Annotated in this window: 18 protein-coding genes and 1 riboswitch; of the genes, 7 read left to right on the forward strand and 11 right to left on the reverse strand. The window is 68.1% G+C overall.

All coding sequences use genetic code 11. From position 1 onward, the window contains the following. Positions 1-50: 50 nt before the first annotated feature. The 5 genes from AB4120_RS11565 to AB4120_RS11585 are packed head-to-tail and all read left to right on the forward strand — an operon-like array spanning position 51 to position 6,561. On the forward strand, positions 51-1,148 hold the full coding sequence (locus tag AB4120_RS11565; protein WP_441642269.1) for a tripartite tricarboxylate transporter substrate binding protein: 1,098 nt from the start codon (positions 51-53) through the stop codon (positions 1,146-1,148). Between the two features lie 52 nt (positions 1,149-1,200). Next, positions 1,201-2,724, forward strand: a complete 1,524-nt coding sequence (locus AB4120_RS11570) for a UxaA family hydrolase (RefSeq protein WP_149138947.1) — start codon at positions 1,201-1,203, stop codon at positions 2,722-2,724. Between the two features lie 24 nt (positions 2,725-2,748). After that, entirely contained in the window at positions 2,749-4,224 is a 1,476-nt protein-coding gene (locus AB4120_RS11575) for an NAD-dependent succinate-semialdehyde dehydrogenase (protein WP_149138946.1), read from the forward strand. A 36-nt stretch (positions 4,225-4,260) separates the two neighbouring features. Continuing rightward, positions 4,261-5,067 carry a 4-hydroxy-2-oxoheptanedioate aldolase gene (gene hpaI / locus AB4120_RS11580; protein WP_149138945.1) on the forward strand — a complete coding sequence of 269 codons (807 nt, stop codon included), beginning with the start codon at positions 4,261-4,263 and terminating at the stop codon, positions 5,065-5,067. A gap of 45 nt (positions 5,068-5,112) precedes the next feature. After that, positions 5,113-6,561 (forward strand): FAD-binding oxidoreductase, encoded by a 1,449-nt coding sequence (locus AB4120_RS11585; protein ID WP_149138944.1) that lies wholly within the window; start codon positions 5,113-5,115, stop codon positions 6,559-6,561. A gap of 92 nt (positions 6,562-6,653) precedes the next feature. Here the strand turns inward: AB4120_RS11585 and AB4120_RS11590 are convergent, their stop codons facing one another. The 6 genes from AB4120_RS11590 to AB4120_RS11615 form a co-directional block, all read right to left on the reverse strand. Then, positions 6,654-6,848 (reverse strand): CsbD family protein, encoded by a 195-nt coding sequence (locus AB4120_RS11590; RefSeq protein WP_149138943.1) that lies wholly within the window; start codon positions 6,846-6,848, stop codon positions 6,654-6,656. 162 nt (positions 6,849-7,010) lie between these two features. Then, entirely contained in the window at positions 7,011-7,829 is an 819-nt protein-coding gene (locus AB4120_RS11595) for a GntR family transcriptional regulator (protein WP_149138942.1), read from the reverse strand. A gap of 96 nt (positions 7,830-7,925) precedes the next feature. Continuing rightward, positions 7,926-8,780, reverse strand: a complete 855-nt coding sequence (locus tag AB4120_RS11600; RefSeq protein ID WP_149138941.1) for an isocitrate lyase/PEP mutase family protein — start codon at positions 8,778-8,780, stop codon at positions 7,926-7,928. Continuing rightward, positions 8,777-9,325, reverse strand: coding sequence for a LeuD/DmdB family oxidoreductase small subunit (locus AB4120_RS11605; protein WP_149138940.1), 549 nt, complete (start codon positions 9,323-9,325; stop codon positions 8,777-8,779). The genes AB4120_RS11600 and AB4120_RS11605 overlap by 4 nt, the downstream gene beginning before the upstream one ends. Then, positions 9,322-10,632 carry a 3-isopropylmalate dehydratase large subunit gene (locus AB4120_RS11610; protein ID WP_187645230.1) on the reverse strand — a complete coding sequence of 437 codons (1,311 nt, stop codon included), beginning with the start codon at positions 10,630-10,632 and terminating at the stop codon, positions 9,322-9,324. Before AB4120_RS11610 ends, AB4120_RS11605 begins: the two co-directional genes overlap by 4 nt. Positions 10,633-10,638: 6 nt before the next feature. Next, positions 10,639-11,553, reverse strand: coding sequence for a tripartite tricarboxylate transporter substrate binding protein (locus AB4120_RS11615; RefSeq protein ID WP_149138939.1), 915 nt, complete (start codon positions 11,551-11,553; stop codon positions 10,639-10,641). Between the two features lie 261 nt (positions 11,554-11,814). Between AB4120_RS11615 and AB4120_RS11620 the strand changes: the two genes are divergently transcribed. Beyond that, the gene (locus AB4120_RS11620; RefSeq protein ID WP_187645229.1) at positions 11,815-11,952 is read left to right on the forward strand and encodes a hypothetical protein; all 138 of its coding nucleotides are present in this window, start codon (positions 11,815-11,817) and stop codon (positions 11,950-11,952) included. 51 nt (positions 11,953-12,003) lie between these two features. Here the strand turns inward: AB4120_RS11620 and AB4120_RS11625 are convergent, their stop codons facing one another. The 3 genes from AB4120_RS11625 to clsB are packed head-to-tail and all read right to left on the reverse strand — an operon-like array spanning position 12,004 to position 14,976. Further along, complete coding sequence (locus tag AB4120_RS11625) at positions 12,004-12,753, reverse strand: PIG-L deacetylase family protein (RefSeq protein ID WP_441642270.1); 750 nt, start codon at positions 12,751-12,753, stop codon at positions 12,004-12,006. A gap of 10 nt (positions 12,754-12,763) precedes the next feature. Next, on the reverse strand, positions 12,764-13,729 hold the full coding sequence (locus tag AB4120_RS11630; RefSeq protein ID WP_149138938.1) for a lysylphosphatidylglycerol synthase domain-containing protein: 966 nt from the start codon (positions 13,727-13,729) through the stop codon (positions 12,764-12,766). Continuing rightward, a complete protein-coding gene (clsB, locus tag AB4120_RS11635; protein ID WP_149138937.1) occupies positions 13,726-14,976 on the reverse strand; it encodes a cardiolipin synthase ClsB in 1,251 nt (416 codons plus the stop codon). The genes AB4120_RS11630 and clsB overlap by 4 nt, the downstream gene beginning before the upstream one ends. Positions 14,977-15,182: 206 nt before the next feature. After that, a riboswitch (cobalamin riboswitch) is annotated at positions 15,183-15,439 on the forward strand. A 35-nt stretch (positions 15,440-15,474) separates the two neighbouring features. Here clsB and AB4120_RS11640 point away from each other — a divergent pair. Continuing rightward, positions 15,475-16,611: a HoxN/HupN/NixA family nickel/cobalt transporter gene (locus tag AB4120_RS11640; protein WP_149138936.1), complete on the forward strand. Its 1,137-nt coding sequence runs from the start codon at positions 15,475-15,477 to the stop codon at positions 16,609-16,611. Here the strand turns inward: AB4120_RS11640 and AB4120_RS11645 are convergent. Together AB4120_RS11645 and AB4120_RS11650 are read right to left on the reverse strand one after the other, a co-directional pair. Beyond that, positions 16,608-17,654, reverse strand: coding sequence for a T6SS immunity protein Tli4 family protein (locus AB4120_RS11645; RefSeq protein ID WP_441642271.1), 1,047 nt, complete (start codon positions 17,652-17,654; stop codon positions 16,608-16,610). The two genes, AB4120_RS11640 and AB4120_RS11645, sit on opposite strands and share 4 nt — an antisense overlap. Positions 17,655-17,667: 13 nt before the next feature. Next, entirely contained in the window at positions 17,668-18,741 is a 1,074-nt protein-coding gene (locus tag AB4120_RS11650; protein WP_149138934.1) for a T6SS immunity protein Tli4 family protein, read from the reverse strand. Positions 18,742-18,743 lie beyond the last annotated feature (2 nt).

The raw sequence follows: 18,743 nt of genomic DNA on the forward strand, positions 1-18,743 counted from the left end.
TGGCAAAGCACCACCGCCCAGAACGCAAACACAAAAGAGACGGAGACAACATGGCACACGGTATCCCCACCGCTTCCCCCACCGGTTCCCTTACCGCTTCCCTTACCGCTTCCCTTACCGCTTCCCCTTCAGAACTGCCGACCAGTCTCGCCCGCCGCCGGCTGTTGCTGGGCGGCGCAGCCACTGCCGTGGCGGCTGCCACTGGCACCGCCGGCCTGATCCTGCCGAACGGCGCCCGCGCTGCGGCCGCCTACCCCGAGCGGCCCATCAAGTTCATCTGCCCGTGGCCCGTGGGCGGCACGGCGGACCAGTCGATGCGCGCGCTGTGCCAGGTAGCGGCCGGCCTGCTCGGCCAGTCGGTGGTGGTGGAAAACCAGGCCGGCGCGTCCGGCATGATCGGCACCAAGGCGCTGGCGCGCGCCAACCCGGACGGCTACACCATCGGCCAGATCCCGATCTCGGTCACGCGCTTCTCCCAGCTTGGCATGCTGCAACTGGACCCGCGCACCGAGCTGACCTATCTGGCGCGCACCTCCGGCCAGACCTTCGGCATCGCCGTGCCGGCCAATTCCCGCTTCCACACGCTGCAGGACGTGATTGCCGCCGCCAAGGCGGACCCGGGCAAGCTCACCTATGCGCACGCCGGCATCGGCGGCGCCACGCACGTGGGCATGGAGCAGTTTGCGATGGCAGCCGGCGTCAAGTTCAACGCCATCGCCTACAAGGGCGGCGCGCAGGCGTTGCAGGACGTGCTGGCCGGGCAGGTGGATCTGCTGGCGGACTCCAGCTCGTGGGCGCCGCATGTGGAGGCCGGCAAGCTGCGCCTGCTGGCCACCTGGGGCGAGCAGCGCACGCCGCGCTTCGCCAGCACACCCACGCTCAAGGAGCTGGGCTACAACGTGGTGGTGGAGGCCCCCAACGGCATCGGCGCCCCCAAGGGCCTGCCGCCGGCCATCGAGAAGAAGCTGCGCGAAGCCTTCCGCGCCGCCGTGGCCAGCAACGAATTCAAGGCCGTGGCCGCCCGCATCGACGCGCCCGTGATGTACCTCGACGGACCGGACTACAAGAAGTACGTGTCCACGGTCTACGACCAGGAAACCCAGTTGATCCAGCGCCTGAAACTGAAGGAAATGCTCCAGCAGAGCTGAACTGAGCTGCCCTGAGCTGACCCAAAACGCTTTTTGAACGGCAACGTCCATCGTGAATCCGAACCCCGTCATCCGGCTCCATGCCAACGACAACGTGCTGATCGCGCGCAGCGACCTCACGCTGGGCCAGCCCCTGCCCGACCTGGGCGTGCGCGCCCGTGCGCAGGTGCCGGCTGGCCACAAGATCGCCGCGCGCGCCATTGCCCAGGGCGAGGCCGTGCGCAAGTACGACACCGTGATCGGCGTGGCCGATCGCGACATCGCCGCCGGGGAGCACGTGCACAGCCACAATCTGCGGCTGGTGGACTTCTACCGCGACCCCGAATTCTGCCGCGACGTGCGCCCCGTGCAGTACGTGCCCGAGGCCGAGCGCGCCACCTTCATGGGCTACGTCCGCCCCGATGGGCGGGTGGGCACGCGCAACTTTATCGGCATCCTGTCGTCGGTGAACTGCTCGGCCACGGTGATCAAGCACATCGCCGCGCACTTCACGCCGGAGCGGCTGGCGGCGTATCCCAATGTCGATGGGGTGGCCGCGTTCGCCCAGAGCAGCGGCTGCGGCATGTCCTCCCCCAGCGAGCATTTCGACGTACTGCGCCGCACGCTGGCCGGCTACGCGCGCCATCCGAACCTGGCTGGGGTGCTGATCGTCGGGCTTGGGTGCGAGCGCAATCAGGTGGCTTCGCTGGTCGATTCGCAGGGGCTGGTGCCGGGCGAGAACCTCCACACGCTGGTGATGCAGGACACCGGCGGCACGCGCGAAACCATTGCCGCCGGCATCCGGGCGATCGAGACCATGCTGCCCGCCGCCAACGCCGCCACGCGGCAGCCGGTGCCGGCCAGCCATCTCAAGATCGGGCTGGAGTGCGGCGGATCGGACGGCTTCTCGGGCATCACCGCCAACCCGGCGCTCGGCGCTGCCATGGACATCTTGGTGCGCCACGGCGGCACGGCCATCCTCTCCGAGACCCCCGAGATTCACGGCGTGGAGTACATGCTCACGCGCCGCGCCGTGACGCCCGAAGTCGGCCAGAAGCTGCTCGACCGGCTGGCCTGGTGGGCGCGCTACACCGCCGGCCACAACGCCCAGTTCAACGGCGTGGTGGGCCACGGCAACCAGCAGGGCGGCCTGGCCAACATCTTCGAGAAATCGCTCGGCTCGGCCATGAAGGGCGGCACCACGCCGCTGCAGGCCGTGTACGAGTACGCCGAGCCGATCGACCAGGCCGGCTTTGTCTTCATGGATTCGCCGGGCTACGACCCGGTGGCCGCCACGGGCCAGATCGCCAGCGGCGCCAACCTGATCTGCTTCACCACCGGGCGGGGGTCGATGTTCGGCTCCAAGCCGGCGCCGACGATCAAGCTGGCCTCCAATTCGCCGATGTTCCACCGGCTGGAAGAGGACATGGACATCAACTGCGGCCTCGTGCTCGACGGCGAGCTGAGCGTGGCGCAGATGGGCGAGCGGATCTTCGCCCATATCCTGCGCGCCGCCTCCGGCGAAGCCACCAAGAGCGAGCTGCTGGGCCTGGGCGACCATGAATTCGTGCCCTGGCATCTCGGCATCGTCAGCTAACCCTTCATCCCTTGTCCCGCACCCATGCTTGATTCCCTCGCTCAGGCGGACCTGTTGCGTTCGCAGAACCTCGTCGGCCAGGAATGGTCCGATGCCCGCGCCGGCCAGCGGCTGGCCGTGACCAACCCGGCCACCGGCGAGGTCATCGCCAGCGTGCCGGACAGCCATGCCGCCGATGCCGCGCTGGCCGCCGACGCCGCCGCGGCCGCCTTCCCCGCCTGGAGCCGCCGCACCGCCCGGGAGCGCGCCCAGATCATCAAGCGCTGGCATGCGCTGATCCTGGCGCATGAGGCGGATCTGGCCCGCATCATCTCCGCCGAGCAGGGCAAGCCACTGCACGAGAGCACGGGCGAGGTGCGCTACGGGGCGTCTTACGTCGAATGGTTCGCCGAGGAAGCCACGCGCATCTGTGGCGACGTGATTGCCGAGGCCGTGCCGGGCCGCAAGATGCTGGTGATCAAGGAGCCGGTGGGCGTGGTGGCCGCCATCACGCCGTGGAATTTCCCGCTGGCGATGATCGCGCGCAAGATCGCCCCGGCGCTGGCGGCCGGCTGCACCGTGGTGGCCAAACCCGCCGAGGACACCCCGCTGACCGCGCTGGCGCTGGTATGGCTGGCCCAGCAGGCCGGGTTGCCGGCGGGCGTGCTCAATATCGTCACGGCCTCGCGCGAGCACACGCCGGCCGTGGTGGATAGCTGGCTGGCCGATCCGCGCGTGCGCAAGATCACCTTCACCGGCTCCACGCCGGTGGGCAAGCATCTGGCTCGCGAGTCCGCCGGCACGCTCAAGAAGCTGTCGCTGGAGCTGGGCGGCAACGCGCCGTTCATCGTCTTTGACGATGCCGACCTGGACGCCGCCGTGGACGGCCTGATGGCGGCCAAGTTCCGCAACGGCGGCCAGACCTGCGTGTGCCCGAACCGCGTCTACGTGCAGGACGCCGTGCATGACGACTTCGTCCAGCGGCTGGCCGCCCGGGTGCAGGCGCTGCACGTGGGCCCGGCCACCGAGCCGGCGGCCCAGATCGGCCCGATGATCAACGCCCGCGCCGTGGACAAGATCGACCGCCACGTGCAGGATGCCGTCGCCCATGGCGCGCGGGTGGTCACGGGCGGCGCGCGCGTGCGGAGCGCCGACGGCCCCCACTACTACGCGCCCACGGTGCTGGTGAACGCCACCCCGGCAATGGCGCTGGCCGGCGAGGAGACCTTCGGCCCGGTGGCGCCGGTGTTCCGCTTCCACGGCGAGGAGGAGGTGGTCCGGCATGCCAACGACACCCCGTTCGGGCTGGCCGCGTACTTCTATTCGAACGATGTGCGGCGCATCTGGCGCGTCGCCCAGGCGCTGGAAACCGGCATCGTCGGCATCAACGAGGGCGCGCTGGCGTCCGAGGCGGCGCCGTTCGGCGGGGTGAAGGAATCCGGCTACGGGCGCGAGGGTTCTCGCCACGGCCTGGACGACTACATGCATACTAAGTACCTCTGCCAGGGCCAGCTGCTCTGACCCCCTGCCCTGAACCCATAAAAGAGGAGATTCCCGATGCCCGCCCACAACCCCTTCAAGGCCGCCCTGGCCGCGCGCCAGGCACAGATCGGCCTGTGGATGTCCGCCGCCACGCCCTATCTGGCGGAAATCACCGCCACGGCCGGCTTCGACTGGCTGCTGATCGACGGCGAGCACGCCCCCAACGACGTGCGCAGCATCCTCCAGACCTTGCAGACGCTGGCGCCCTACCGCTCCCAGCCCGTGGTGCGCGCCGTGGCCGGCGAGACCGCGCTGATCAAGCAGCTGCTGGACGTGGGCGCCCGGACCCTGCTGGTGCCGATGGTCGATACCGCCGAGCAGGCGGCGGCACTGGTGCGCGCCACGCGCTACCCGCCGTTCGGCGTGCGCGGCGTGGGCAGCGCGGTGGCGCGGGTGTCCCAGTGGAGCGCGCGCACGGACTACCTCGACATCGCCGATGACGAAGTCTGCCTGCTGGTGCAGGCCGAGACCGTGGCTGCCATGCAGAACCTGGAGGCGATCTGCGCCGTGGATGGCGTGGACGGCGTGTTCATCGGCCCGGCCGATCTGGCGGCATCCATGGGCCATCGCGGCAAGCCCGGCCACCCCGAGGTGCAGGCGCAGATCGAAGCGGCCATGCGCACCATCATCGCCAGCGGCAAGGCGGCCGGCACGCTGACGTCCGACCCCGCGCTCGCGCGCCGCTACCTGGAGCTGGGTTGCACCTTCGTCGCCACCGGCGTGGACGTGCTGGTCTATGCCAATGCCGCCCGCAAGCTCGCCGCCGAGTTCCTGCCCGACACGGCCACCGCCGCCGCCACGCGCCCCGGCGCTGCCTACTGAATTGCCTGATTGCCTGATTGGCTGACTGCCTGAATTCCCTGAGCGATGACCGCCCTGCCCTCCCCCGATACCATCCTCGCCGCGATGCAAGACATCGTCGGCGCCTCCGGCTGCCTGACTGACGCCGCCGACACCGAGTCGTACGTCACCGACTACCGCCGACTGTATCGCGGCAAGTCGCCCGTGGTGGTGCTGCCCGCCACCACCGAGCAGGTCAGCGCGGTCATGGCATGGTGCTACGCCCATGACGTGCCCGTGGTGCCGCAGGGCGGCAACACCTCGCTGATGGGCGGGGCCGTGCCGGACGACAGCGGCACCGCCGTGGTCATCAACCTGCGCCGCATGAACCGCGTGCTGGCCATCGACACGATCAACGACACCATGACCGTGCAGGCCGGGGTGACGCTGGCCGGCGCCCGTGCCGCCGCCGAGGAGAGCCGGCGGCTGTTCCCGCTGCGCATCGGCTCGGAAGGCTCCTGCCAGATCGGCGGCAACCTCTCCACCAACGCCGGCGGCACGGCCGTGCTGCGCTACGGCAATATGCGCGACCTCGTGCTGGGCATGGAAGTGGTGCTGCCGGACGGGCGGGTGTTTTCGTCGCTGCGCGGGCTGCGCAAGGACAACACCGGCTACGACCTCAAGCACCTGTTCGTCGGCGCCGAAGGCACGCTGGGCATCATCACGGCCGCCGTACTGAAGCTGATGCCGCAGCCGCGTGCGTCGGCGGTGGCCTTTATCGCCGTGGAAAGCCCGGACGCCGCCGTGAAGCTGCTCGGCGAAGCGCGCCAGCTCGCCGGCCCGGCGGTGACGGCGTTCGAGTTGATCTCCGCGCCGGCGCTGGAACTGGTGCTGGAGTACCTGGGCGATACCGCCTCGCCGCTGCCGGAGGCGCACGACTGGATGGTGCTGGTCGAACTGACCTCCGGTGCCGACGAGGAAGCGCTGAACGCCACGCTGATGCAGATCCTGGAGAGCGGCCTGGAGCGCGGCTGGGTCAAGGATGCCGCCGTGGCGGCGAGCGGAGCCGACGCGCAGACCTTCTGGCGCATCCGCGAGGAAATCTCGGACGCCCAGACGCGCACCGGCGGCAGCATCAAGTGCGACGTCTCGGTGCCGCTCTCGCGCATCGCCGAATTCATCGGCAACGCCTCCGCCCGCGTGCTGGCGCTGGAGCCGGCCACGCGCATGGTCATCTACGGTCACATGGGCGACGGCAACGTCCACTTCAACCCGCTCCGCCCCAAGGACCGCAGCGCCGCCGACTTCCTCGGCCAGTGGTACAAGCCCGTCTCGGACCTCGTGGACGGCCTGGCCCACGCCGAAAACGGCTCGATCTCGGCCGAACACGGCATTGGCGTGGCCAAGCGCGACGACCTGCGGCAGTACAAGTCGCAGGTGGAACTGGAACTGATGTGGCAGGTAAAACGCGCCCTGGACCCGAAGAACCTGCTGAATCCGGGGCGGGTGTTGCCGGGGTTGGACAGCCCCAAATAAGAAAGGCGGGGGCTCACCCCGCCTTTTTTCGGTTACCGAAGGGCGCCTGGGCGCCCTTTTGTCCGGATGGCCTTTCTCCGGATGGCCGTCCTTTAGCGCGGCTTCTTCGTGTCCTTCATGTCCTTCATGTCCTGCTTGGCGTCGCCGTACGCGGCCTGGGTGCGGCCGGCCACCTGCTGCGCCTTGCCCTTCATTTCCGTCGAGGTCTTGCCGGTCATCTTGCCGGCGACTTCCTTGGCCTTGCCCTTGGCCTCTTCCATACGGCCCTTCACTTGATCCTTGTTCATGGTGAGGTCTCCATCGGTCAGGTTGAGACAGTCCGCGCCCGGCGGGTGCCGGTACAGCGGCGCTAATGGACAGTGTAGGAAGGCTGGCGCCCGGCGGGTGTAGGACTTCTTCCCAATGCGCTGTCGGCGTGGCGCCCGGGTACGGGGGGTACGGGATGGCGGCTAGACGTCGTCGCTGGCGGCGGGCTGCGTGGACGGGTCCGCGTCGATCCAGACCTTGGTAGAGGCCCCCACGCGCGTGAGGCGCATCTGGTAGGCGTAGCGCTCCGGGTGATACAGGCCCACCAGGAACTGCACGGGCCGGCCGTTGCGGTCACTGGCCACGCGGGACACGCGCAGCAGCGGCACGCCCGGCGCGATGCGCAGGATGCGGGCCACGTCCAGGTCTGCCGCCGCCGCGCCCAGCGTCTGCTCGGCGGAAACCACCTCCACGCCGTGTTGCTCCAGCGCCACGAGCATCGGGGTGTCCTGGAGGGTATGGCGGTCGATGGCCACCGCGAGGTCGGCGGGCAGGAACACCTCGGTATAGGCGATGGGATGGGTCTTGAACTTGCGCACCCGCACCACCTTGAGCACCGGTGCGCCGGGCGGCAGGCCCAGCGCCGCGCTGACCCGGGCGGGCGCGGCCATCTGGCGCCATTCCAGCACGGAGACCCGCGTGCGCAGGCTCATGCTGACGATGGTGTCGAGCAGGCCGCCGCCGGGCGACGTGCCCAGCGCAGCGCCCGGCGGGCCCTCATGACGCGCGGTGGGCACGGTCGGCACCGTGCCCTTGCCGCGCAGCCGGGCCACCAACCCCTCTTCCTGTAGCCGGGCCAGCGCCGACCGCACCGTCACCCGCGCCACGCCGAATTCCTCGGCCAGTTGGCGTTCGCCGGGCATGGGCAGCCCGCTCTCGTAGAAGCCGGCGCGGAGGCGGTCGCGCAGGATCAGGCGAACCTGCTGGAACCGGGGCAGCGTGATGTCGACATCGGGCAACATGGCAGGTGGCTTAATAAAGTGGCGTAACGAACATCTCGCCACGGTACGCGCGCCGCGCCCCCTCCGCAACCTTGGCAACCTCGGCGCCCTGCCCTCTTACTCGTAGCGCTTGCCCAGTGCCAGCATCTCCGGCGTGCCGATGACGTCGTTCAGCTCGGCAAACGTCAGCATCTTCGGCAGGTACGGCGTGGTGGTGCCGTGGGCCGCCAGGCTGGCAAGGTAGTCACGCAGCGCGAAACTGAGCGCCCGCGCCGTGCCGCCGGGGAAAATCACGATCCGGAAGCCGATTTCCTCGAGTTCCGCCGCTGGCAGCACCGGCGTCTTGCCGCCTTCGACCATGTTGGCCAGCAGCGGCGCGCGGTGGCCGAGCCGGGCGATGGCCGTGCCCATGTCCTCGCGGCTGCGCAGGGCCTCCACGAACAGCACGTCGGCGCCGGCGTCGGCGAGCATCTCCGCCCGCGCCAGCGCGGGCTCCAGCCCCTCCACCGCCACCGCGTCCGTGCGGGCGATGATCAGCGTGCTGGGGTCGCGGCGCGCATCGCAGGCGGCGCGGATCTTGCCGGCCATTTCCTGGGCCGAAATCAGCGTCTTGCCGTCCAGATGGCCGCAGCGCTTGGGCGCCGCCTGGTCCTCGAACTGGATCGCCGAGGCGCCGGCGCGCTCCAGCACGCGCACGGTCTGCATCACGTTGAGCGCGTTGCCGAAGCCCGTGTCGGCATCGACGATCAGCGGCAGGTTCACCCGCTCGCGGATATTGCGCGTCACTGATGCCACGTCATCCAGCGACAGGAAGCCGATGTCCGGCCGCCCGAAGCGCGTGTAGGCGATGCTGGCGCCGGACAGATAGGCGGCCTGGAAGCCGGCCTGCTCCACCAGCAGCGCCGAAAACGCGTCGTACACGCCCGGTGCGGTGACAATGCCCGGCGCCTGCAGCCGTTCCTTGAGATTCATGGTGTTGCCTCCGTGAGGGACTGTCCGTTCTGTTGCTGTTGTCGTGCCGCGAGTCTGCGCGCGAGATGTGGCACCAGGCCGCCATCGCGGATCATGGCAACCAGATGTGGCGGAATCGATTCGCAGGCGAGCACCGCGCCAGTCTCGGCCACGTGCACGCACGCGGCGTCGATGTCGCCATGCACGCGCTGGCCCGGCTGCACCACGCCCGCCTCCGGGCAAATCAGCAGCGGCAGGCCGAGATTGAAGCCATTGCGATAGAACAGGCCGGCGAACGCAGGCGCCACGACGGCGGCCACGCCCAGGTGGCGCAGCACCTCGACGGCCTGCTCGCGCGACGACCCCGCGCCGAAGTTGCGCCCGCCGATCACCACGTCGCCCGGTTGCACCGCCTGCGCGAAGGTGGGATCGAGCGCTTCCAGGCAGTGCCGGGCGATCTCGGCGATGCCGTATTTCATGTAGGCGCCGGGCGCCAGCAGGTCAGTGTTGACGTCATCGCCAAAGACCCACGCGCGGCCGAAGACGGGTTTCTGCGTGGCGTTCATGCCATGACCTCGCGGGGATCAGTGATGCGGCCGGCGATGGCCGAGGCCGCCACCGTGTAGGGCGAAGCCAGATAGACCTGCGACGAGGCGGCACCCATCCGCCCCTTGAAATTGCGGGCGGTGGTGCTGATGGCCACGGAGTCCTCGCCGAAGCGGTGGGCGCCGTAGCCGGCGCAGGCGCCACAGGCATTGGGCAGCAGTTCGGCCCCGGCGGCCTCCAGCGCGCCGAGCGTGCCATCGGCGGCGGCCCGGGCCTGATCGGCCGCGCTGGCCGGCGCCACCAGCAGCCGTACGCCTTTGGCCACGCGCTGGCCGCGCAGCACGTGGGCCGCCATCCGCAAATCCTCGAGCTTGGCGCCGGTGCAGGCGCCGATATAGGCGATATCGACCGAGACATCGGCGAACACGCCGGCGTCATCGGCGCCGGCCGGGCTGTGCGGGCGGGAGACCTGCGGGGCCAGCGCGACGGCGTCGAAACGGTGCTCGGCCAGGCACGGCGCGTCCGCGTCGGACTGCCAGGCGGCCAGGTCGATCTGGTCCGCATCGGCCACGCCCACCCGGGCGAGCCAGTCCCGCGTGACCGCGTCCGGCGCAATCAGGCCGACCTGCGCGCCGAGTTCGACGGTCATGTTGGACAGCGTCATGCGCTCCTGCATTGGCAGCGCGCGCACCGCCTCGCCCGTGTATTCCACGGCCTGGTACTGCCCGCCATCCATGCCGAGCTGCGTGCACATGCGCAGCATCATGTCCTTGGCCGAGACGCCCGCCTGGAGCCGGCCATGCCAATGCAGGCGGATGGTCTCCGGCACGCGCACCCAGATCTCGCCCGTGACCAGCACGCCCAGCATCTCCGTGGCGCCGATGCCGAACATGTACGCGCCAAACGCGCCGCCGGTGCAGGAGTGGCTGTCGCCGCCCACGGCGAACATGCCGGGGCGCAGGTAGCCCTTCTCGGGCAGCACCACATGGCAGATGCCTTCCATATCGTGGAAGCGCGCCACGCCGGCGGACTTCACCCAGTCGCGCGCCAGCTGCACGATGGCCTGGCTGTCCGGGTCATGGGCGGGTACGTAGTGGTCAGTCACCACCACGACCTTGTCCGGGTCCCAGACCTTGGCGCCGAGCTTCTCCAGCATCGGCTTCACGCGCCGGGGGCCGCCCGAGTCATGCATCATCGCCAGGTCCACGCCGCACGTGACGATCTCGCCCGGGGACACATGCTGGCGCCCCGTGGCGCGTGCCAGCAGCTTCTGCGCCAGCGTCTGCGGCGCGATCTGCGGCGCGATCTGCGGCAAAATCTTGGTCATTGCCACTTATTCCACCTTCGTGCCAGACGCCTGGATCACCTTGGCCCAGTGCTGGATATCGTTGCGGACGAACTGTCCAAACTGCTGCGGCGTCATGCTCACCGCCGTGGCGGCCTCGGTCTCCATGCGCTGCCGGTAGGCCGGGTCTTCCACGGCCACGCGCACCGCGCGATAGAGCTGGTCCACCGTGGCCGGCGGCAGCTTGGCCGGGCCGAACAGGCCAAACCACGCGCTCGACTCGAAGCCCTTCACCGTGCTGCCGATGGCCGGCACGCCGGGGAACTGCGGCAGCGGGTCCTTGCTGCTGACGCCGAGGATCTTGATCGCGCCGCTGCGCGCGTGGGGCAGCACGTTCACCGTGCTCGCGAACATCAGGTCCACCGTGCCGCCGAGCAGGTCGGTCAGCGCGGGGTTGGTGCCCTTGTAGGGGATGTTGAGGATGTCCGTGCCGGTCTGGAGCTTGAACTGCTCGCTGGCCAGATGCAGCGACGAGCCCTGCGCGCCGATGGCAAAGCTGAGCTTGCCGGGGTTGCGCTTCGCGTAGTCGATCAGGCCGGCCGTGGTGTCGAACGGGGCGTTCTTGCGCGCCACCAGCACGCTGGGCACCCGCGCCACCATGGTGATGGGCGTGAAGTCACGTACGGCATCGAACGGCAGGTTCCTGTAGAGCGAGGCGTTGATGGTGTGGCCAGTGAAGCTCATCAGCAGCGTACTGCCGTCCGGCGTGCTGCGCGCCACGTACTGCGCGGCGATATTCCCGCCCGCGCCGGGCCGGTTGTCCACCACCACGGTGCGATGGAGCGAGTCCCCCATCGACCGGGCAATCAGCCGGGCCAGCGCATCCGTGGTGCCGCCTGCCGGGCTGCCCACGACAATGGTGATGGGCTTGTCCTGCGCCATGGCCAGCGGGGAAGCGGTCATCGCCACTGCGGCCACTGCGGCCACGGCGCATTGACCGAGAAATTGGCCGAGGAATTGTCGTCGGTTGGGGTGCACGTCCTGTCTCCGGTGGGTGTCGGTGTTATGGAGACTGACTCTAGGGGAGCCGACCGGGCGGTTCAATGGGACCAGCTGGTCCTATCGGCAGGACCGGCTGGCCGCTCCCGGCGCCCTCGCCGGTGGCACGCAATCTGCACATGGCAGAGACCTGGCCCGAATGGGTCACTCACCTAGGGAGATTCCATGCTTCATGGCGACGTGCAGGACAAGCAGCAGAAAATGCACCGTTTGCGCGGCAAGCCGCGCCGGATCTGGACCCATCCGCTCATCCTCGGCGGCATCGCGCTGATGCTCGTGGCCTACATCGCCACCTACTGGTAGGGCCGGGTAAGCCTTACAAGGAAGGGTAACGGCTACCGCTCGCTGGACCGCTCACCGTGCGGGTTTCGGATGCGGATCGAGGGTCCAGTAGCGCTCCGGCACACTGATATCCGCCAGTTGCTCCGCATTGAACAGGCGCAACTGGCTCTCGTAGGCTTCCACGGCCAGCGCCTTGCGGGACTGGTACTGGTGCTGGGATAGCGGCAGGTGCACGGGGGCAGCGATCAGGCCCTCCTGCCACCAGCCGGCCAGGCGACTCTGCACCGCGCCGGGCATGCGGCGGTGGATGGCGTCCTCGTAGAACAGCCACTGCTGGGGGGCCGGGGCCGGGGCCAGTGCCTCGACATCGCCGACGGCCAGCGCCGACTGGTCCACCGCCACGGCCTCGCGCAGCAGCATGCAGGCGGCATTCACGAGGACGTGGTCGGGGTGGTACACCCCCAGCGGCGCGACGATGGTGGCGCGCCGCTGCAGGGACAGCAGGCCGCCGAGCCGCACGGCGATGTCCACCGCGGTGCGGTGCGCGCCGTACTGGCCGTCGAGGAAGTCCAGCCAGACCGGCTCGGCGCCAAGTCGCCGCAAGGCGCGGCCATCCTCCTGCCGGCGCGCCCGCACCGCCTGGGCGCCGCTGGAAAACCCGGCCGCGAGGTCCCATTCCGGCACGCCAGGTGCCGGGGCAGGCTCGCCGGCAAAGACGGTCACGACCATTGCCGCGTGGCTGGCGGCGATCAGGTTGCCGCAACTGAACACGGCATCGTCCAGATGCGGGGAAATCACGATGATCGAGGCAGGTATATCCATGGTGTCAGGGTTAGGCGCTGTCCGTCCTCGGCTGCGGGGGCCCAGTCCGCATCTCCATCCACGCGTACAGCGCGGAGGCAAAGACCATCGGAATCAGGTAGTACAGCGCGCGGTAGACGATCAGCGCCGCCAGCAGCGTGTGCTGGGGCACCTGGTTGCCCAGCAGCAGCACGAACACCGTCTCCAGCACGCCGAGGCCAGCGGGAATATGCGCCAGCGCGCCCGCCACGCTGCCAATCAGCAGCACGCTCAGCACCGCCGGCAGGTTCACTTCCTTCGGTAGCAGCAGGTTGATGATGGCGGCAAGCGTGATCCAGTTGGTGATGGAGAGCGCGCTTTGCAGCAAGGCGAAGCGCAGGCTGGGCAGGCTGAACACGTGCCCGCGAATCTTGATGCGGCGCCGCGTGGCCTTGGCGCAGGCCAGCCAGTAGGCCAGCCCGGCAAGGAACATCAGCACGCCCAGGCCGCGCAGCGCCAGCTCGCTGATGCCCCAGGCCGGCGGCAGCGTTGGCGGATACAGACTGAAGACGATGCCGGCGATCAACATGTAGCCGGTCCAGTTCGTGACGATGGCGATGGTGTAGACCCCGGCGACCTGCGAGCCGCTCACTTCGGCCTTCGAGTAGAGCCGCAGCCGTACCCCGAGCCCGCCCACCACGGCGCCGATATTGAGGTTGAAGATATAGGCGATGAACGCGGTCAGCATCACGCGCAGCGTCGACAGGTGGTGACGCGTGTAGTGCCGGCCGAGCAGGTCGAACGACGCGTGGAGCAGGAAGCTCAGGCACGCCAGCCCGGCGGCGGGCAGCAGCGTGCGGGCATCGTAGCCCTTCAGCCCCTGCCACACCTTGGCCCAGTCGATGCCGCCCAGCGCGCGGAAGATCAGCACGGCCACCAGCACGACGAACGCCACACCGGCCACGCGTTTGACGGCTTTCCAGGGGATGCGCCGGCGCGCCTTGGCGATCATCGTCATGGGCAGTCCTGTTCGCGCGGGGGCGTGGGCACACCGCTTTGCCAGCCGGACGGCGGCGCGTCCAGCGTCGGCGTGAGCAGCTTCGGCGTATGGGCCGGCAGCCATCCCGCCCAGGCCGGGAAACGCCGCAGCGCGTGGAAGACCAGTGCCGTGGCCAGGCCCTGCCAGCGCGGGCGCGCGCCGTCTGGCGTGGCGGGCACTTCCTGGCAGCTGCTTTCCATGCGCGTGCGCAGGTTTTGCTTCAGTGCGGCGGCAAAGGCCGCGTCGCGGATGATGAGGTTGGCTTCGAGGTTCAGGAACAGGCTCAGCGGATCGAGATTGCTCGATCCGACCGTCGCCCAGTCGTCATCGACCACGGCAACCTTGCCATGCAAGGGCCGCTCGCAGTACTCGAAGATGCGCACGCCGGACTCGCGCAGGTGGGCGTAGAGCATGTCCACGGTGCGCTTGACCCACATCATGTCCGGGTTGCCCTGGACGATCAGCTGCACGTCCACGCCGCGCCGGGCGGCATCGCAGATCGCCTGGAGCAAGCGGTAACCGGGCAGGAAATAGGCGTTGGCGATGATCAGCTCGCGCTCCGCGCCACGGATGGCCAGCAGGTATTGGCGCTCGATGTCGCGGCGGTGCCGGTCGTTGTCGCGCGTGACGAGGAGCGCGGCACCGGGGCCGGCCAGCGCGCCAGCCTCGCGCATCCGGCGTGCCGGGCGCTGGGGCGGCGCCTTCGGGCCCGGTGAGTCGGCGTGGATGGCATCCAGCAGGAACACGTGGATCTCGCGTGCGGCGGGGCCGCGTACTTCGACCGCGTAGTCCTGCTTGGCCAGCGGGCCGGAATCGATCAGGTGCTGTACCGAGACGTTGATGCCGCCCACGAAGGCCACGCTGGCATCCACGGCAACGAGCTTGCGATGCAGGCGCCGGAACAGGTTGGTACGCATGCCGACCAGCCGCCGGCGCGGCGAGAAGAGACGGACAACCACGCCCGCCTCGACCAGCCCGGCCAGGAATTCTGGCGACAGATCGGCCGAGCCGAAGCCGTCGACAGTCAACGCCACGCTGACCCCCCGGCGCGCCGCCGCGATCAGCGCGTCGCGCAGCGGCTGGCCGACCTCATCATCGAACAGGATGAAGGTCTCCAGCAGCACGCTTTGCTGCGCGCCTGCGATGGCCGCCAGTACCCGCGGGAAGTATTCCTCCCCGTTTTCGAGTAGGCGGAACTGGTTTCCGGTTGTCCATGTGGGGCCCATCACAGGCACCAAGCACGAACGGTGCCCGCCGCCGCCAGCCCGCGCCGAGGCTTGCCAGACAAGGCTTCAGCACCCGAAAGTGGCCAGAACGTTGCAGCGATTACCGGGCGCGCCTACCTGCCGCTGCAATTTGGGCGCAGCAGGGGACGTCACTTTCCATGTGGCGCGCCAACCCGTAGAATCCGCGCCTGCGGCACAGGCTTTGCGTGCCGCGAGCGATTGCAGGTGCCCGCGCCTGGCGTGGGTTAAACGGGAAACAGGTGCGCCGTGGTCCGGGAGATCCGCCCGATGGCAAAGCCTGTGCTGCCCCCGCAACGGTCAGCAGGTCAGGAATCGCCATGCCGGTCCACGGACCGGCAGTCACTGCGCCACGCCGCCACGGCAGGCGCGGGAAGGCGGCGAAACCGGGGAGCCAGCCTCCCGCCCTGCAAGCCCGGATACCGGCCTGTGGTCATCATCGTCACCCCTGTTGCACGGGCGGGGTCGCCCGGCTTATCGATGACACACCATCCGCCTGCGCATTCCCATGGCCGCTCGCGCCCGGCCGCCGTCACCGGGCTGCGCGCCTTTGCCGCCTTTCTCGCTTTCCTCGCCAGCATTTTCGATGACCAGCCCGCCGACAGCCGGCGCAAGGTCACCGCGCTCTATGCGTTCCTGATCCTCGCCAACGTCGTGGCCTGGCTGTGGGCCTGGATCGCGTTCCGCCACCAGCCGGTACTCATGGCGTCGGCAGTGCTGGCCTATACGCTGGGGCTGCGCCACGCCGTGGATGCCGACCACATCGCGGCCATCGACAACGTCACGCGCAAGCTGATGCAGGAGGGTCGCTATCCGATCTCCGTGGGCTTCTTCTTCTCGCTGGGGCATTCGTCGGTGGTGACACTGATGTCCATCGGGGTCGCCTTCGCCGCCGTGTTCCTGCAATCTCACTTCGGTGAGATGCAGGACGTTGGCGGGCTGATCGGCACCAGCGTCTCGGCCACGTTCCTGTTCCTGCTGGCCTTCTTCAACCTGTTGATCCTGCGCTCGGTGTGGCGCGCCTTCCGCAAGGTTCGGCGCGGCGGCACCCTCGCCGCCCAGGACCTGGACCTGATGCTGTCCGGCCACGGCGTGGTGGCGCGGCTGTTCCGCCCGTTGTTCCGCATGACCTCGCGTAGCTGGCACCTGTATCCGATGGGCTTCCTGTTCGGCATCGGCTTCGACACCGCCACCGAGGTGGCGCTGTTCGGCATCGCAGCCGGGCAGGCGGCGCAGGGCATCTCGTACTGGAGCGTGATGGTCTTCCCGGTGCTGTTCACGGTCGGCATGTCGCTGGTCGATACCACCGACGGCGTGCTGATGCTGCGCGCCTATGGCTGGGCCTTCACGCGCCCGATCCGCAAGCTGTACTACAACATGACCATCACGCTGGTCTCGATCCTCGTGGCCGTGGTGATCGGCGGCATCCAGGCGCTGTCACTGATCGCCCGCAAACTGGAGCTGACCGGCCAGCCTTGGGAATGGATCACCGGCATCGGCGAGCAGTTCGGCATGCTCGGCTACGTGATCATCGGCGTGTTCGTGGTGAGCTGGCTGGTCTCCATGGCGGTGTATCGGATCAAGGGGTATGACAAGATCGACGTGAAGGTTGGCTAGAAGGCATTCGGGCGGGGGCGGAGGGTTTTCGATACAGCGTCCCAGAGGGCCAGTGCCTGGGCTTCGGTGAAAGCGGCCGGCGTTGAGGGGAGATTGCGCATCGTCAGCGCAAAATAGGGCGTGTCCGGACTGCCATCCGTCGCGCCGATCTCCAGCCGGAACAGATGTTCCTGCTCCCCTTCCGCGCGCGTCGGCCGAACGATCAGCCATTCCTCGGCCAGCTCCATCGGCAGCTTGACGACACCCTTTCGCAGCGTGCGCCACCCGTCCGGCGCGCCCGTCGCCGCGTCAATACCGTCTCGCTGCAACAGCGATGGTGCCTCGTGCAGGCTGGAATGGGTGAGGATGTGGAACGAGACCCCTGTGTGGGATGGCAGATCGAAGCGCACATCGACATACTCGTACGGCTTGGATTTGCCCAGCAGATAGCCATGGGGAACACAGAGCGCGGGCTTTGTGGGAAGGCGACCGGCGGCCAGGCCCCGGAAGCTATCCAGCATGTTCAGCACTTCAACGGCGCGCTGGGGAACATTGTTCTTGACCGTCACGTTGCCAACCAGTGGGTTCGCGGACTGGTCCGGCTCGGTGAAGTCCCAGGCCTCGCGCTCGATCCGGATGCGGGCGCCATTCTCCCAGCGATACCCTTCCAGCACCCGCCTGGCCGGATCGGCGTCTACCGCGCCTCGGTGCATGAAATAGCCCGGCTGCCCGTCCTGGGATGTGGTGTTCTTGTACAGGAACGGTTCAGCATCGACGCTCTTGACTGCCTTGAGTTGGGCGCCCCGCTTCTCGATCTCATTCTGGAAGGCGCCGAGGGACATGACTTCTGTCCCAATCATGATGCCGCGAATCGTTGTCGAACCGAGCATCGCCATGCCCGGCGGCATCTCCAGCAGGTAGCGACCCACGCAATGGGGGATCAGATTGTGGGTCAGCGCATCGACGGCCTGTTGTTCCGGCGGGGACATCTTGGGCGCCCTGCCGCAGGCCCCGAGCATCAGGGTCGCGCAGAGCGTGAGGGCTGCCGCGGCATGCGCTTTCACAGACCCTCCGCTGTCAGAAGCCATTGGGCCGGGGCCGCAGGGTTCGGGAGATGGCGTCCCAGACCGCGAGGGCCTCGCCGTCGGTCAGCGATGCGCGTTCGAGCGGACGATAGTCCGGAAGCGGATTCGCTGTCTCCATATCGAGCCGTACGAAAGGTGCCAACACATCGTATGCAAGCGCATTGGCTTCGAGGGCGAACATATGCCCTTGCACTTCCGTGGTAGGTCTTGGGCCTACCAACAGCCATTCTTCGGCCTCCACATCGCGCAGAGCCACCTTTCCCTTACGAACGGTTCGCGCACCATCGACATGCTTCAACGCCTCCTCGATCTGATGATGCCGCTGCAGGAGCGACGTCGTACCGATACGACTTGAATCCGTCGCGATGGTGAAGTCAACATCCAGATGGCTTGCGGGAACGAACGTCACATTCAAGTATTCCTCCTCTCGTGCCTTTCCAAGGATCAGACCGTCCGGTAGACAGAATCCCGGCTCCGTTGGAATCTCGTTCTCGGCGCGGCCACGAAAATTCGTGAGCAGTTCAAAGACATGGTTGGCCTTTGCCGGGACATCGTTCTTGATATCCATGCGCTGCACGATCGGGTCATCCGCCTGATCGGGGCTGCTGAAGTCGGACGCCTCCAGCGTGACCTTGACGCGAACCCCATTTTCCCAACGATAGCCTTCCAAAATCCGGTTGGCGATGTGACTGCGTTCCGAACCCCGGTGCATGAAGTAGCGGGAATGCTCGTCCCACGCGGGTACATTCAGATAGAGGAATGGGTGAGCGTCAATGCTCTTTACCGCCTTGAGTTCCGTTTCCCGCTCCGATATTTCCTTGTTGAATGCGTCGATGGACATGATTTCTGTCTCGATCAATGCGTCCTGCAAGGTGACGACGCCCCCGACCGTCGCGTCAGCAGGCAAGTCGATAAGATGGCGTCCCACACAACGCGGGGTCAAATTGGAAGTCAGGGCATTCACGGTCTGTTGTTCCTGAGGCGTCAATGGAGGGGTCTTCCCACAAGCCGGCAGCACAAGCGCTACGCCCGCGAGCGCGCTGATCACCACATATCGTTTCATCATCA

This window comes from Cupriavidus sp. 2KB_3 (assembly GCF_052115685.1).
GTDB lineage: Bacteria > Pseudomonadota > Gammaproteobacteria > Burkholderiales > Burkholderiaceae > Cupriavidus > Cupriavidus campinensis.

Excerpts from the sequence above, each read along its gene's own strand:
- AB4120_RS11565 (WP_441642269.1), top strand. The coding sequence starts at position 51 with ATGGCACACGGTATCCCCACCGCTTCCCCCACCGGTTCCCTTACCGCT.
- AB4120_RS11575 (WP_149138946.1), top strand. The coding sequence starts at position 2,749 with ATGCTTGATTCCCTCGCTCAGGCGGACCTGTTGCGTTCGCAGAACCTC.
- hpaI (WP_149138945.1), top strand. The coding sequence starts at position 4,261 with ATGCCCGCCCACAACCCCTTCAAGGCCGCCCTGGCCGCGCGCCAGGCA.
- AB4120_RS11585 (WP_149138944.1), top strand. The coding sequence starts at position 5,113 with ATGACCGCCCTGCCCTCCCCCGATACCATCCTCGCCGCGATGCAAGAC.
- AB4120_RS11590 (WP_149138943.1), bottom strand. The coding sequence starts at position 6,848 with ATGAACAAGGATCAAGTGAAGGGCCGTATGGAAGAGGCCAAGGGCAAG.
- AB4120_RS11595 (WP_149138942.1), bottom strand. The coding sequence starts at position 7,829 with ATGTTGCCCGATGTCGACATCACGCTGCCCCGGTTCCAGCAGGTTCGC.
- AB4120_RS11600 (WP_149138941.1), bottom strand. The coding sequence starts at position 8,780 with ATGAATCTCAAGGAACGGCTGCAGGCGCCGGGCATTGTCACCGCACCG.
- AB4120_RS11605 (WP_149138940.1), bottom strand. The coding sequence starts at position 9,325 with ATGAACGCCACGCAGAAACCCGTCTTCGGCCGCGCGTGGGTCTTTGGC.
- AB4120_RS11610 (WP_187645230.1), bottom strand. The coding sequence starts at position 10,632 with ATGACCAAGATTTTGCCGCAGATCGCGCCGCAGATCGCGCCGCAGACG.
- AB4120_RS11615 (WP_149138939.1), bottom strand. The coding sequence starts at position 11,553 with ATGACCGCTTCCCCGCTGGCCATGGCGCAGGACAAGCCCATCACCATT.
- AB4120_RS11620 (WP_187645229.1), top strand. The coding sequence starts at position 11,815 with ATGCTTCATGGCGACGTGCAGGACAAGCAGCAGAAAATGCACCGTTTG.
- AB4120_RS11625 (WP_441642270.1), bottom strand. The coding sequence starts at position 12,753 with ATGGATATACCTGCCTCGATCATCGTGATTTCCCCGCATCTGGACGAT.
- AB4120_RS11630 (WP_149138938.1), bottom strand. The coding sequence starts at position 13,729 with ATGACGATGATCGCCAAGGCGCGCCGGCGCATCCCCTGGAAAGCCGTC.
- clsB (WP_149138937.1), bottom strand. The coding sequence starts at position 14,976 with ATGGGCCCCACATGGACAACCGGAAACCAGTTCCGCCTACTCGAAAAC.
- AB4120_RS11640 (WP_149138936.1), top strand. The coding sequence starts at position 15,475 with ATGACACACCATCCGCCTGCGCATTCCCATGGCCGCTCGCGCCCGGCC.
- AB4120_RS11650 (WP_149138934.1), bottom strand. The coding sequence starts at position 18,741 with ATGATGAAACGATATGTGGTGATCAGCGCGCTCGCGGGCGTAGCGCTT.